The sequence below is a fragment of the Methanobrevibacter sp. genome (assembly GCF_017406825.1).
Taxonomy (GTDB): domain Archaea; phylum Methanobacteriota; class Methanobacteria; order Methanobacteriales; family Methanobacteriaceae; genus Methanocatella.
In genome coordinates this window covers 52874-67341 of the sequence record NZ_JAFQXT010000011.1, presented here as the reverse complement: position 1 = coordinate 67341, position 14468 = coordinate 52874, and the positions used below count along the sequence as shown (strand labels likewise).

Below are 14468 nucleotides of genomic sequence, written 5' to 3'. Positions count from 1 at the left end.
GCCGGATGCCATCGGTCCGCCAGTAACCACGATTGAAGGAACATTGACTCTTGCTGCACCCATAATCATTCCAGGAACGACCTTATCACAGCTTGGAATCAATACCAATCCATCAAAAGCATGCCCTTTTGTCATGGATTCCACTGTTGCTGCAATTATTTCCCTTGAAGGAAGGGAGTATTTCATTCCTTCATGGTTCATGCTTATTCCATCACAAACCGCCATGGTATCAAATTCAAATGGTATTCCGCCTGCAGCTATTATTCCTTCTTTTACAAATTCTACAAGTTCCTTTAAGTGAATGTGGCCCGGCACTATGTCTGTAAAACTGTTTGCTATACCAATGAATGGTTTTTTAAAGTCGTCATCATCAAGCCCGCAAGCCCGTAGCAATGAACGGTGCGGGGCTCTTTGAATCCCTTTTTTAACATTATCACTTTTCATTCAATCACACAAATTTAATTTAATCATAATAATATATTTCATTAATAACTTTTAAAATGTTTGAAAATTTTTGTTTTAACAGATGAAAATAATTATTAACGAATATGTAGATATAATAATAATATGAGCACTACCCTTGAAAAGATGAAAATTCTAACTGATTCGGCGCAATATGACTTATGCGATTATGTTAGTCATAACAAGAGTTCACAGGTGAACCTGCCTGGAATCTATGAAGCAACAGGTCATAATGGCTGTAAAATCCCTCTTTTCAAAACCCTTTTAACAAACAAGTGTAAAAATGATTGCAAATATTGTATAAACCAATCAAAGAGAAACTTTACCCGATTGGAACTATCGCCGGAAGCGCTTGCAAAGGCATTCCTCGGATATTACAACCGGGGAATGGTTAACGGATTATTTTTAAGTTCCGGAATTTCAGGTGATGTTGACTATACGATGGAAAAGCAAATCGAAACCGTTCATCTTTTAAGAAATAAATATGGTTATGATGATTATATTCACCTTAAAGTCGTGCCTGGGGCAAGTAAAGACTCAATCAAAAGGGCGATGGCATTGGCAAATAGGGTGAGCATTAATATTGAGGCCGCTACTCCATCAGGCCTTGCTGAATTATCATCTACCAAAGATTACAATAAGGATATACTGAAAAGATTATCCTGGATCAACAGATATCAACATAAAAGTACAACTTATCCGAATTTTACTCACACTACACAGCTGATTGTAGGCGCTAACGATGAAAGTGATAAGGAAATTTTACAGAGAATGGAAAAAATATACAATAAATCAGATTTGAAAAGAACATATTTCTCAGCATTCACACCAATTGAAGGAACAGAATTTGCTTCTAAGGAAGCCTGTTCGACTGATAGAACTGCAAAATTATATAATGCGGATAGCTTAGTTAATGAATATCATTATAATGTCAAAGAATTGGTATTTGATGAAAATGATAATTTACTGTTAACTCAAGATCCAAAAATTTTAGCTGCAAAAAATATGGATATTTTTCCTGTAGAAATTAATTCAGCACCATTGATTGAGTTGGTTCGTGTACCTGGAATTGGTGTAAAGTCAGCTCGTCAAATAATATCTATTCGCAAAAAAATGCCATTCACCAATAAAGAACAGCTTAGAAAATTAGGAGTTGTAGTTGATAGAGCGGAGCCATATATTAAAATAAGTGGTGAATTTCAAACTACATTTGATTTTTAGGTTTTTAATAAAATTATTCCATATTTAAAACGAGTATATTTAAAATAATTAACCGTTGAATTACGTTAAATAATAGAAATTTTTTTATATCAAATAGATTTTTAAAAAATCTATTGAATATAATTTCAAGTGTAAAATAAAATCAATCATCTTCAAATAATGCCCATATTTCAGGGTATTTTTTTGAAACGGCTTCATCAATTAAAATAGAAGCTTCTTTAGAGATACTGAATTCCGGTTCAGTTTTCCTTAAATATCTAAAGACCGCTGAAGATCTAGAAGACCATAATGTTATTCTTGGATTTTTATTGACAATCTTCTTTACTTCTTCAATGTGTTCCTTTTGGATTTTGATTTCTTGTGATGTTTGTACGCTTTCTTCGCTACCGCTATCGCCAGATAAGTCTTCGGATGTTTCAACATCCTGCGATACTTCTTCTTGCCCATTTGATAGGAGATTATCTTCTTGATCATCTTCAACTTCCTCTTCTTTAGGTTCAACATCTTCAATGACATCTTCGACAGTAGTTTCCTCATCCTTTAACATGTCTTCAAGAGATTGGGCGGAATTACTATCAAAATCTTCGTTATATATGTCTGGAAACAGAGAATCCAATCCTTTTCCAAGTCCTTTTTTCCTAGCCATTATACATCCTCCCCATCACGTTTTAGTATTTCCTTTGCTAGCTTTAAATAAGCTTTTGTTCCTGTACTTTCAGGGTCATAGATTAAACATGGCTTACCGAAACTTGGCGCTTCGGCCAATCTAATATTTCTAGGAATGATAGTTTTGAAAAGCAAATCACTTTCACCAAAATAGTTTTTAAGTTCTTTATAAACGTCTTTACTGAGTCTTGTTCTTCTATCAAATAGAGTGAGGAGAATTCCTTTAATTGGAGTGGGACTTCTCAGCCTCTTTTCAACTAATTTAATTGTATTAATCAAATCAGCTACTCCTTCAAGAGCATAATACTCAGCTTGGATAGGTATCAGAACGCTATCGGAAGCTACTAATGCATTGACTGTTATAACCCCTAATGAAGGAGGCAAATCAATGAATATATAGTCGAATAATGGTACAACATCTTTAAGAGTTTCTTTCAAAATAATGTGGTAATTTTCACGTTTGGAAAGCTCCATTCCAGCACCACTGAGAGATATATTACTTGGGATAATAAACAAATTTTTAATAAACGTAGGAATTGTTGCTTTTTTAACATTTATATCTCCAATGATTGCGTCGTATATTGTATTTTCTATTTTGGTCTTGTCAATGCCAAAACTGGTTGTGGCATTGGCTTGTGGATCCATATCCACGACCAGAACAGATTTGCCCATTACCGCCAGGGATGTTGCAACGTTGACAACGGTTGTTGTCTTACCGCAACCCCCTTTTTGATTCATCACCGCAATTACTTCACTCATTAAAGAATTCTCCTATATTTGATAAGTTTTAAGTTATCAGTTATGATTTATAACTTAAAATTTACAAGTTCTATTGAATAACAGATAAGTTATTCTGCATAAGTTAAAAGAATTAAGTTATTTCTTTTAATTTAAAACTTAAAGGAAATAAGTTATTAGTTCAAACTTCTAAGGGATAGGAAATAAGATTTAAGTTAAAACTTCTAAATTATAAAAAATAAGTTTTAAGAAATAACTTATCATAACTAACTTTTAACAAATAAGTTATATTTTATAACTTCTCTCTTATAAAGTATTTGTTTTCACAAATAAGTTATTAGTTATTAATTAATAGTTATAAGTTATAAGTAATAATAAAAATGTCATAAGTTATAAGTTATAAGTGATTAATTTCAAAAAAAATAAAGAAGGAAATTATTTGGCATTTTCCAATGTTCCTTCGAAATAACTTGTATATCCTTTCAAATCAAGCATACCATGTCCTGAGAAGTTCATGACAATGGTTTTTTCTTCGCCGGTCTCTTTGCATTTTAATGCTTCATCAATAGTGGCTCTAATTGCATGAGTAGTTTCAGGAGCTGGCAAAATACCTTCAGTACGAGCGAATGTGATTCCAGCTTCAAAACAATCCCTTTGATGAACCGCCTTAGGATTGATATAACCCTCCTTAGTCAGAAGGGAAACAATAGGTGACATTCCATGGTATCTCAAACCGCCTGCATGAACTGATGGAGCCACAAAATCATGCCCTAATGTAAACATCTTGAGCATAGGTGTAAATCCATTGGAATCACCAAAGTCATAATCATAGGTTCCTTGAGTGAGAGTTGGGCATGCGGTTGGTTCGACAGCTATGAATTCTGTTTCTGAATTGCCTGTAATTTTATCTTTAATGAATGGGAATAGAGATCCGGCAAAATTACTTCCTCCTCCTGCACATGCAATCATGACATCCGGAGTCTCTTCAGCAATTTCCAATTGGGTTTTGAGCTCCTGACCGATTATTGTTTGGTGAAGCATTACATGGTTTAAAACACTTCCCAATGAGTATTTTACTTCATCATATTCCAAAGCCTCTTCCATAGCCTCTGAAATTGCAACACCTAAAGAACCGGGATGATCAGGGTTGTTTTGCATAACATCACGGCCGACTTTAGTGTTTTCACTAGGTGAAGCATAGACATTGCCGTTGTAAATGTTCATGATATTTTTCCTGTCGGGCTTTTGATTGAAAGATACTTTAACCATATATACTGTACATTCCAAGTCAAGCAAATTGCAAGCAAGGGATAAAGCAGTACCCCATTGGCCTGCACCGGTTTCGGTTGTTAACCTTTCAACGCCTTCTTTTTTAGCGAAATAAGCCTGAGGAATTGCAGAGTTGAGTTTGTGGGAACCTGTAGGGGAAGTGTCCTCCCTTTTAAAGTAGATTTTAGCAGGAGTGTTTAAATATTCTTCAAGCCTATTGGCCCTTACCAATGGAGTAGGCCTGCCCATCTCCATATACAATTCCCTGACCTCATTTGGAATTTTTATATAACGGTCGGTGGCAAATTCCTGTTCTAAAGCGCTTTTTGTAAATGCAAGTTGTAAAGCTGAAATTTGATCTTTACCTTCACTATTGATAGGAGCCGGAAGCTCTGTAGGTAAATCTGCGAGCATATTGTACCATTGTTTTGGCACTTCATCTGATGATAATTCAATTTTATAAGTCATAATAATAATTATATCAATGTACTATTTAAAGCTTTGTAGTACAAAAATGTACAATTAAATTATTAAATATCATAAAGAACAATCTAAAAATATGAGAATTTTAGCTATAGATGTCGGAACCGGAACTCAAGATATAATGATATACGATACTGAAAAAGAGCTTGAAAACTCAATAAAGCTTGTGCTTCCATCCCCGCACTTATATATCTCACAACAGATAAGGGAAATAGAAAACGACATTTATTTCACTGGAGAAATAATGGGTGGAGGAAAAATAAAAAAAACAATCCTCGAACATATGGAAAAGGGATATGAGGTTGTGATGGAACCGGTATGCGCAAGAACAATCCGCGACAATCTGGAACAAGTAAAGGCAATCGGAATTGAAATAGCAGACGATGCAAAAGACTACAGTGAACATACAAAAATCCATATGGGCGACATCAACATCAAAAAACTATCCGAATTTCTATTGGGCTATGACCTGGAATTTGACTTTGATGAAATTGCAATAGCCGTTCAGGACCATGGATACAATGAAAATATGGGCGATAGGGACTTCAGATTTGAAAAGATAAGGGAAAAAATTTCAAAGCCAATATCACCTTTGGAATTTGGATTTAAAGATGATTTGCCTGAATATTATACAAGAATGCAGGCTGTTAGAAGAACATTGGAAAATGAAGGAATAGAAGATGCCCCATTGCTGATGGATACAAAATTTGCATCAATAGCCGGCATGTGTTTTGATGAAGTGGCAAAAGATTTAAACAGTTTCATTGTTATAGATATCGGGAATGGCCATACGACAGCGGCTTCGATTGAAGATGGAAAAATACAAGGGGTATTTGAACATCACACATCCAGTTTAACCGGTCAATCCCTTGAAATATACATCAAACGTTTAGCTTCAGGTGAAATAACAAATGAAGAGGTCTATAATGACCATGGCCACGGTGCCCATGTGCTCAATCCTATCTCAAAAATTGAAAAGGTAATAGTCAGCGGACCGAAAAGGGAACTGATAGAAAAGACAAACCTTGACTGGCATCATGCCGCTCCAGGAGGGGATGTGATGATGACAGGGACAATCGGTTTGATAAAAACAATTCAGGAATGATAAGCATGCTTAAGATGGATTCCCATATTCACAGTGAATATTCGCCCGACTCAAATTCAAGAATTGATGACATTCTGCATACTGCAAGAAGCAGGAACATTGACATAATAGCCATAAGCGATCACAATACCGTTGACGGAACCAGCGAAGTTTTGGCAAAAACAAGAAACACAGACATATTGGCAATCCCTTCAATTGAAATCTCTTCAGCATTGGGCCATATCCTTGGTTTTGGGTGTGAGGAAAACATACCTCGTGACCTTTCACCGGAAGATACAATAGACAGAATCCATGATTTGGGTGGCCTTGCAATAATCCCCCATCCATACTGTTTTTACAGGCACGGACTTTTATGCAAAAGAGACTATAAGGATTTGAAAATAGATGCAATAGAAACAAAAAATGCAAGATTCATTATCGGATATTGTAACAATAAGGCAAAAAATTTGGCAAAAAATGAACATCTTCCAACACTTGGTGCAAGTGACGCTCATTACTGGAAATTTGTCGGTGACTGCTTCAGTTTAATAGATTGTGAAAAAGATATAGACAGCGTGTTAAAAGCAATAAAAAAAGGTAAAGTAGAAGCCCATGGAAAGGGTACTTCAAATATTCTTCTTTCAAAATATCTGTTTGAAAAAAATATATTGAAGAAATTTGATTAAAAAGAGTTATTGACTCTTTTCAATTAAAATTTCTATAATAGAAACGTTTGTCTTTTCATTGTTGAAGTTTTCAATTTCTTCTGTAGAAATTTGAATATCTGTGACATCCGCTTCTGGAACAAACCTATTTCTAACAATTTCAGCAGCATCAACAGCACGACTGATAGCTTTTCCTCTTGCTCTTAAGAGAACGCTATCAGATCCTTCGTTAAATTGTGTAACAACCGCTAAAACATAATTCATAACAGGTTTGCTACCTACAAAAATTGTATTATTCTCCATATTTAATTCACCATATTAAATTTAGGTCATTAATGTATATAAAATTTTACATAAAATTTTATCATATCTAAACAAATACTTAATAAATTTAATATAATTCAAAATATTAAACAATTATAAAACATAAAATATAAAAAAATTATTTTTTTTGAATAAAATAAATAAAAAAAGATAAATAATGGACAAATATTCATTTAAAAGTGGATTTTTTAATTAACAATAACTTGTTGATAGAATCCAAAACCGCCAATATACTTGCCATGACAACATCCTGGTTGGTGGACCTTCCTGTTGATACGTTGCCTTTTGAATCGGATGTGATTACAAATACCTCTGCCAAAGCATCTGTACCGCCAGTGATTGCCTCCAAATTATATTCTTCAAGATTAACATCAATGTCTTCTTGAATCAAACTGCTGATGGCATTTAATGCCGCATCAATTGGACCAACACCAATGGAAGCGGTTTCCTTTTCAACACCATTGATTTCTAGCCTGACAGTGGCTGTGGGAGAAACACCATTTCCGGAGGACAGGCCTAAACCTTTCAAAAGAATCGGGGTTTCACGAGCTGCAACCAATTCATTAACAGCCAATGACACCAATTCATCATCATTGATACTTTTTCCCTTATCTCCCAAGGATTTAATTTCATCAAATACCTTATTGAACTGCTCATCAGTCAAATCAATATGATAGTCTTTTAGTTTAGATCTAATAGCATTTGAACCACTGTGTTTTCCTAAAATAATGCGGCGGGAATGTCCAACAGTTTCAGGGGAAATAGGTTCATATGTAGAAGAATTGTTTAAAACGCCCTGAACATGAATTCCTGATTCATGGGCGAATGCATTTTCCCCAACAATCGGCTTGTTGACCGGCATCTTAACACCTGTCAAACGACCAACCAGGTTAGATAAGCTATATAATCTGGTGGTATCAACGTCCAAAGCATAACCATAAGTTGCCTTAAGACTCATGACCAACTCTTCAAGGGAACAGTTTCCGGTTCGCTCGCCAATACCGTTTACGGTAACATGTGCCTGGTTGGCTCCACATTCAAGGGCAATTAATGTATTGGCAGTGGCCAAGCCAAAATCATTGTGAAAATGAACGCTGAGAGGGGTTTTGAAATTCCTCTTAAATTCAGTTATTAAAAAAGCGGCCAGACTAGGAGTCAGAATACCTAAAGTGTCAGGAATGTCTATAAAATCAGCCCCTGCATCTATAACCTCACGATAAACTTCAAACAGAAATGGTCCTTCAGTCCTTGTTGCATCTTCTGCGGAAAACTCAACAGTCAATCCGTGATCTTTAGCGTGCTCAACCGCCTCTACAGCGGTTTGAACAATGTCTTCCTTACTCATTTTAAGCTTGTAATCGCGATGTAATCGAGAAGTTCCGATGAAAGTGTGAACATAATCCAAATCCGCATCTATGACTGCATTAACATCGAATTTTAAAGTACGGGCCAAACCTACAATTGTGGAATCCAAACCTAAGGATTTGATTTTTCTTGCAGAGTCTATCTCACCTGATGAAGATGCTGGAAAACCGACTTCAATCTTATCGACGCCGAAATTATTCAATTTGGTGGCAATCTGTATCTTCTCATCAATCGTGAGCGCAACACCGGGTGTCTGTTCGCCGTCCCTTAAAGTAGTGTCTAAAATATAAATCTTATCGGGCAATCTCAAATGTTCCTTTTTAAACGTTTCAATCTCATGCATTACATCACCATTGGATATAGGTTTATGCTTTTTAGTTAAAAAAAGTTAAGATTGACATGAAAAATTTTCATCCTGTTTAACTTTTATTATCTAAGAATATGTAATATATAATCATGAAGCTTGGATTTACAACACTGGCAGTATTCATGCAACCCAATAGCGACATCATCAATCTGGCAAAAACACATGGATTTGAAATGATAGAAATCCTCGGAGAGGACATGGTCATAAACAGGAACAACAGCGAATTTAAGGACTGCGGGCTTGACATAAGGATTCATGCGGCAACCGTCGACATCAACCTGGCAAGCCTTAACAGCGGAATAAGAAGGGAATGCATAAAACAGATGATTCATGCAGGAAATGTTGCAGAAAACATCAACGCAAAAACAATAACAATACATCCAGGAATCATTGGACGGAATGAACCGCACCTAAGAAAGATGGCATTGGAATTTGCCGTGGAAAGCATCGCGGAAATAATAGACAATACGAATGTTGAAGTCTCTGTTGAAAACATGCCTGTAAGAGGTAAGTTTTTAGGAAACAAAGTTGAGGAAATAGAGATGATACAGGAACAGACCGGCTGCAGCCTTACAATAGATACCGGCCACGGAAATACCTGTGGAAACCTGGAGGAAATGTTATCCCTGAAAAACATCAGCTACTGCCACCTGAACGATAACGATGGAGTTAAAGACCAGCACATTACCCTGGGTGAAGGCACCCTTGATTTGAATTTGCTCAAAAAGATTGATACGGGAATTATTGAGCTGAACAACTTTGATAATATCCTTAAAAGCAAAGAAGTCATTGAAAACCTATGAATATTTTTTTTGTATAAGTTATAAATGATAAGTTATAAGTTATAAAATCAAAAAAAAGCGATTCTAAAAATCAATCATAGTAACTTCGAAAATGTCCTCAATAACATAATCCGTCTTATCCATCATCTTTGGAGAGACTTCCTCCTGCTGTTCAATAGTCAGAACACTGACATCGGCTTTTTTAAAGGCCAATATGTCGTTGAGGCCGTCTCCAACCATCATGACCTTATATCCACCTTCCTTTAAAATGGAAACCACTTCACATTTTCCCCTTGTGGAAACAGTGCCGTAAGCGTTGTCTTCAGGAACATCAAGCATGTTGGCCAATCTGTTGATTGCGCCCTTTCTGTCCCCTGATGCAATGAAGATCTCTATGCCACGGGCCTTTAAGGTTTCGATTGTTTCAAAAACCTTTGGGAAAAACCTGCCGGCAGATGTTATGGTATAGGCAACCTGACCCAAATCCATATCGACAATCAATGCGGATCCGTTGCACAGTTCCATATGGGAGATTTTTTCACGCAAAATGTCAAATCCGTCAGTGATGTCTGAAACCGTGGATGTCTTTTCATTGAATAGGATCTCTTTAACCTCGGCCTTTGAAACCTGCCTTGTGGAAAAGCTGACGTCAAAGTCAATGTCATATTCCCTGATGACATCGGAAATCAATTTGTCTTCATCCAACTTCAAAAGCTTGTTTGTATTGAACTGAAGAACAACCAAAGCTAAGGAGTCGGCCGCATCTATCAAGTCCAGAGAGTTGATATTGGTAAATATATTACCATTCAAAACATCCTTGATAACCCTATACCTTTCAATCAGTGTTCCGGAGTTATCGAATACGACTGCCTTTTTCATGATTAATAATAGTCAAAAAAAATATTTAAAATTAATTAAAAAAAACAAGTTTATAAACATTGAAAATAAAAATAATAGTATTATAATTTATGATTATTTAGGTGTTTTAATGAGCGTTATTGAAAAATTGAACTCCATAAAAAATGGAGAAATGACAGCTAAAGAAAATGTAGAAAGCTTCATTAAAGTTATAGATGAAAATAACGAAAAAATTAATGCATTTATTGAATTAAACTATGAAAATGCATTAAAACAAGCTGAAACTATTGATGAAAAAATAGCCAACGGTGAAGATGTTGGTGCTCTTGCCGGATTGGTGTTCGGTATAAAAGCAAACATTAATGTTGAAGACTTAACTATTTCAGCAGCTTCCAAAACATTGGAAAACTATCTTGGAAGTTATAATGCAACCGTTGTGGAAGAAATTCTAAAAGAAGATGGAATAATAATCGGCATATTGAATATGGATGAATTCGCAGCAGGAAGTTCAACAGAAACATCCTACTACGGACCTACACAAAACCCTGCAGCAATGGGCAGGATTCCGGGAGGGTCAAGCGGAGGATGTGCAGCTGCAATTGCCGCTGAGATGTGTGACATATCAATAGGATCAGACACCGGCGGGTCCATCAGAAACCCTGCTTCACACTGTGGAGTTGTTGGATTCAAACCGACATACGGTGCAGTGTCAAGACAAGGTTTGCTTGACTTATCCATGAGCCTGGACCAAATCGGACCATTAGCAAATGATGTTAGCGGAATAGCACTGGCTTTAAACACAATTGCTAATTACGATGAAACCGAATGTACCACTCTAGACTGGAACAAGCCTGATTTTACAGAAGTATTGAAAGACACTTCATTAGAAGGCATGAAAATCGCGGTATGTCAGGAATTCATTGACGTTACAGATGAGGAAATCAACAAGACCGTCAATAAGGCCATACAAAAGCTAGTTGATGCAGGCGCCGAACTCGTTGAAGTAAGCTTCGATTACATTGACTTATGTTTACCGACCTATTACCTGATCAACTATGTGGAATTCTTCTCTGCAACAAGAAAATACGACGGAAGGGATTACGGTTACAGAATTGAAGAGGTATGTGGTGACGAAGTGCTGAGAAGAATTAAAATAGGTTCACATATTGCAGAAGCCGAATTCAGTGGAAAATATTACAAGCAAGCACTAAAAGCAAGGTCTGTAATTAGAGGTGAAATCACTTCAATGCTTGAAAACGTTGACCTGATTGTTGGGCCTACCGTTCCTAAACTCCCTCACGAAATTGGAGCTGAACTGGAACCTATGGAAATGTATGCCTACGATGTCCTAACAGTTATTGCCAATTTGGCTGGTATTCCGGCTGCAAGCATTCCAGCAGGCGAAGTGGACGGCATTCCTGTCGGTTTGCAGATTCAGGCAAAACCTTTGGATGATGAAAAAATCATTAAAGCTATGAGTGTTTTCGAAAACACTCAATAAATTTCTTTTTTTTTGTAACTTATTTTACACTTGAAATACACCCCTTAATTTAATAACATATCAAATCCTAATAGATTATCAAGAGGTTATGTTTATGACAAAAATCGGACTTGCTTATGTTAGTGGAGCAGTGCCAGGATTTGAAGACTTTGGAAATTTGCCAACCGATATCGTTAAGGAAAACGGATTGGTCAATGGTAATAAGGCAAGCGAAGAGTTGGATGCCTTAATCATACCTGGCGGAACCCTGATTGAATCAAATGACATCAACATGGATTTGAATACTGAAATCAAAAAAATGGCCCGTGACGGAAAGCCAATTATTGGAATATGTGCGGGTTTTCAGCTCTTATCAAATCAGATAGACATTGGAAGAAAATCTCCAGTGCCAATTGTCAAGCCGGGCCTTGGATTAATAGATGTCAATTTCTCACCTTTGATTACAAGCGACCGGGTTAAGGCGAAAGTGTTTAAGAACTCATTTTTAGTCAATAATCAGGACATGGATGTTGACGGCTTCCACACCCACACTTACGGAAAGGTGGAAGGTGATGCGAAACCACTGTTTTATTCAAAAGTTCAAAGAATGAATTATGGGGATACAAATGAAAAGGGCGATTACAACATCTTTTCAGGTGCCTGCAATGATGACGGCAATGTTATCGGTACAATGATTCATGGGATTTTGGATGAAAATCCGATTATTGTAAACAACCTGCTGGAACAAATAGACGCAACGGATATCAGTGAAATTTACAATAGAAACGCTGAAGTCAAAAAGTTCCTGCATAGTGAAGTCGGAATCAACACCAACATTAAAGTTCCTGAAATCCAAGCCAATGAAAGACCTAAATATCTTATGATTGGAAGTAACGGATCCGATTCCGGTAAAACATTCATACTGACAGGCCTTGCAGGGGCTTTAAGAAAAAGAGGATATAAGGTGGCGCTTCTCAAAGTAGGTCCTGACGTTCGTGACATCATACCTGGATTATATTTGACAAAGGGAAAAATGGAGGATTTCGCATCAGTAAAAATCGGACACCTTGGTTGGGCCGACATCGAATCTACAATAGACAGACTCAACAATTCTGACTATGATATTGTACTGATTGAAGGAGTCATGAGCGTGTTCACCGGTCTTTTAAATGAAAAGGTCCCATTTTCTGCTGCTGAAATTGCAATGTCATCAAATATACCTATGATACTGGCTTCAGGCGTCAACAAGGGCGGAATCGAATCTGCAGCAATTGATTTGGTAAGCCATGCGAACATGCTTGAAAAATTCGGAGTTCCTGTTGAAGCCATTCTTTTGAACAAGGTCTACAATGACGATATATTCGACCAGGTGGTTCCATACATCAAAAACAATACTAATGTCGAAAATGTCCTAAAGCTTCCGAAATTAAAATCCGCAGATATGCGCGGATTTATTCCTGAAGTGGAAATAAGATATGAACTGTTCACCTCATATGCAATGGATCTGATAGAAAAGAATTTGGATATTGAGGCGATAATCAGCATGGCTCGTGAGGTTGAATTCAACAAGATCTATTCCTTTGACGAGATAAAAAGCAGGGTGATTTAATGGCACTTAACCTTAGTCCTGAAACAGGCGTTAAACTGACAAAAAAGGACAGGGCGCATGTTTTGAAAAAAATGAAACAGGGCTGGAAGGCAACCTGTCTGATTCCTGATTATGTTTTTGACGAAAATGGGGACATTCAAATAAACTCAGACATGAATCGCCGCGTCGTTAAAATCGTGAAAATCCTGGATGACGGAATTCACATTGAAAAGGCCCTGAAAACCAAAACCTTAAGGATTCAATGGAATAGGATTACTGCAATAAGCAAATCAAAAGAAGTGAAAAATGGTTTGGAAATTAAAATGCATGACGGAAAATACGTCACTTTCAGCATTTATAATTCCTATAAATATCAACAAATAATGGATTTTATGGCAAATTACATTGCCAATAAAACAAAATAACTATTCTTTCAAATATGCGTTGATAATGTCTTCGCCTTTAAGCAATATCAAGCCATTCTCTTCAGCATATTTTCTGGCGTCGGCAACTGATGTGGCCTGTCCGGTTTCACCATCCATCATTTCACAAACTACACAAACAGGAGTGACACCTGCCATTTCACATAAGGCAAGACCTATTTCTGTGTGTCCCTGTCTATTTTTAACAAGGCCGTCTGCTCCTCTTAAAAGACATACGTGACCAGGTGACCTGAATGTTGCACCGAACTCATCAAATCTTTCTTCCTTCATCATTATGGCCATTTCACTTATTGTCATTGCTCTGTCATGGTCTGTTACTCCAGTGAAGGATTTTCTATGGTTTGTCCATACTGAAAATGATGACCTTTCGTCGTATGGAATGTCATTTGGAGCGAGTTCTGCCAATTCAGGGTATTTTTCTGTAGCCGCTTTCATGATATCAACCATGAAAGGCAAATGAATGGCTTCGCAAAAATCGGCATGTAGACAATTGCATATTAAACCGCCAGCATCGTTTCTCATTGTTGCGATTGATTTGGGGGTTACGAATTCTGAAGCGATAATCATGTCGACTTCTCCTTCCCTATCATCATCATCGAAAACTAGAACGAATTCGCCGTTTCTAATAGCTTCTAAAGCTTTATCTAAGTTTGTTTCTTGATTCATAGTAATG

Annotated in this window: 15 protein-coding genes; 7 read left to right on the top strand and 8 right to left on the bottom strand. The window is 36.7% G+C overall.

Annotated elements, in window-relative coordinates; genetic code table 11:
- Positions 1-444, bottom strand: a 444-nt coding sequence (locus tag IJF99_RS02055) for a dihydroxy-acid dehydratase (RefSeq protein WP_292791405.1), incomplete at its 3' end; no start/stop codon positions are given.
- A gap of 123 nt (positions 445-567) precedes the next feature.
- On the opposite strand from IJF99_RS02055, the gene IJF99_RS02050 reads away from it, so the two are divergent.
- Positions 568-1683, top strand: a complete 1116-nt coding sequence (locus IJF99_RS02050) for a radical SAM protein (protein ID WP_292791402.1) — start codon at positions 568-570, stop codon at positions 1681-1683.
- 142 nt (positions 1684-1825) lie between these two features.
- Here IJF99_RS02050 and IJF99_RS02045 read toward each other — a convergent pair whose 3' ends face one another.
- The 3 genes from IJF99_RS02045 to IJF99_RS02035 form a co-directional block, all read right to left on the bottom strand.
- Positions 1826-2329, bottom strand: a complete 504-nt coding sequence (locus tag IJF99_RS02045) for an AAA family ATPase (RefSeq protein WP_292791399.1) — start codon at positions 2327-2329, stop codon at positions 1826-1828.
- On the bottom strand, positions 2329-3108 hold the full coding sequence (locus IJF99_RS02040) for an AAA family ATPase (protein WP_292791396.1): 780 nt from the start codon (positions 3106-3108) through the stop codon (positions 2329-2331). Before IJF99_RS02040 ends, IJF99_RS02045 begins: the two co-directional genes overlap by 1 nt.
- A 414-nt stretch (positions 3109-3522) precedes the next feature.
- On the bottom strand, positions 3523-4824 hold the full coding sequence (locus tag IJF99_RS02035; protein WP_292791393.1) for a TrpB-like pyridoxal phosphate-dependent enzyme: 1302 nt from the start codon (positions 4822-4824) through the stop codon (positions 3523-3525).
- Positions 4825-4915: 91 nt separating this feature from the next.
- Between IJF99_RS02035 and IJF99_RS02030 the strand changes: the two genes are divergently transcribed.
- On the top strand, positions 4916-5944 hold the full coding sequence (locus IJF99_RS02030; protein ID WP_292791390.1) for a DUF1786 domain-containing protein: 1029 nt from the start codon (positions 4916-4918) through the stop codon (positions 5942-5944).
- The gene (locus IJF99_RS02025; RefSeq protein ID WP_366931240.1) at positions 5941-6609 is read left to right on the top strand and encodes a PHP domain-containing protein; all 669 of its coding nucleotides are present in this window, start codon (positions 5941-5943) and stop codon (positions 6607-6609) included. The genes IJF99_RS02030 and IJF99_RS02025 overlap by 4 nt, the downstream gene beginning before the upstream one ends.
- Positions 6610-6615: 6 nt before the next feature.
- On the opposite strand, the gene albA is transcribed toward IJF99_RS02025, so the two are convergent.
- The gene (gene albA, locus IJF99_RS02020) at positions 6616-6891 is read right to left on the bottom strand and encodes a DNA-binding protein Alba (protein ID WP_292791384.1); all 276 of its coding nucleotides are present in this window, start codon (positions 6889-6891) and stop codon (positions 6616-6618) included.
- A gap of 190 nt (positions 6892-7081) precedes the next feature.
- Positions 7082-8620 carry a 2-isopropylmalate synthase gene (locus tag IJF99_RS02015; RefSeq protein WP_292791381.1) on the bottom strand — a complete coding sequence of 513 codons (1539 nt, stop codon included), beginning with the start codon at positions 8618-8620 and terminating at the stop codon, positions 7082-7084.
- Between the two features lie 113 nt (positions 8621-8733).
- On the opposite strand from IJF99_RS02015, the gene IJF99_RS02010 reads away from it, so the two are divergent.
- On the top strand, positions 8734-9447 hold the full coding sequence (locus IJF99_RS02010; RefSeq protein ID WP_292791378.1) for a sugar phosphate isomerase/epimerase: 714 nt from the start codon (positions 8734-8736) through the stop codon (positions 9445-9447).
- A gap of 63 nt (positions 9448-9510) precedes the next feature.
- Here IJF99_RS02010 and IJF99_RS02005 read toward each other — a convergent pair whose 3' ends face one another.
- Positions 9511-10305, bottom strand: coding sequence for an HAD family hydrolase (locus IJF99_RS02005; protein WP_292791376.1), 795 nt, complete (start codon positions 10303-10305; stop codon positions 9511-9513).
- Between the two features lie 109 nt (positions 10306-10414).
- Here IJF99_RS02005 and gatA point away from each other — a divergent pair, with 109 nt between their 5' ends.
- The 3 genes from gatA to IJF99_RS01990 all read left to right on the top strand — a co-directional run bounded on the left by gatA (position 10415) and on the right by IJF99_RS01990 (position 13777).
- A complete protein-coding gene (gene gatA, locus IJF99_RS02000) occupies positions 10415-11785 on the top strand; it encodes an Asp-tRNA(Asn)/Glu-tRNA(Gln) amidotransferase subunit GatA (RefSeq protein ID WP_292791374.1) in 1371 nt (456 codons plus the stop codon).
- Between the two features lie 94 nt (positions 11786-11879).
- Entirely contained in the window at positions 11880-13373 is a 1494-nt protein-coding gene (locus tag IJF99_RS01995; RefSeq protein WP_292791371.1) for a DJ-1/PfpI family protein, read from the top strand.
- Entirely contained in the window at positions 13373-13777 is a 405-nt protein-coding gene (locus IJF99_RS01990; RefSeq protein ID WP_292791369.1) for a hypothetical protein, read from the top strand. Before IJF99_RS01995 ends, IJF99_RS01990 begins: the two co-directional genes overlap by 1 nt.
- Here the strand turns inward: IJF99_RS01990 and ribB are convergent, their stop codons facing one another.
- A complete protein-coding gene (ribB, locus tag IJF99_RS01985) occupies positions 13778-14461 on the bottom strand; it encodes a 3,4-dihydroxy-2-butanone-4-phosphate synthase (protein ID WP_292791367.1) in 684 nt (227 codons plus the stop codon). It lies immediately after the preceding gene.
- Between the last annotated feature and the right edge of the window lie 7 nt (positions 14462-14468).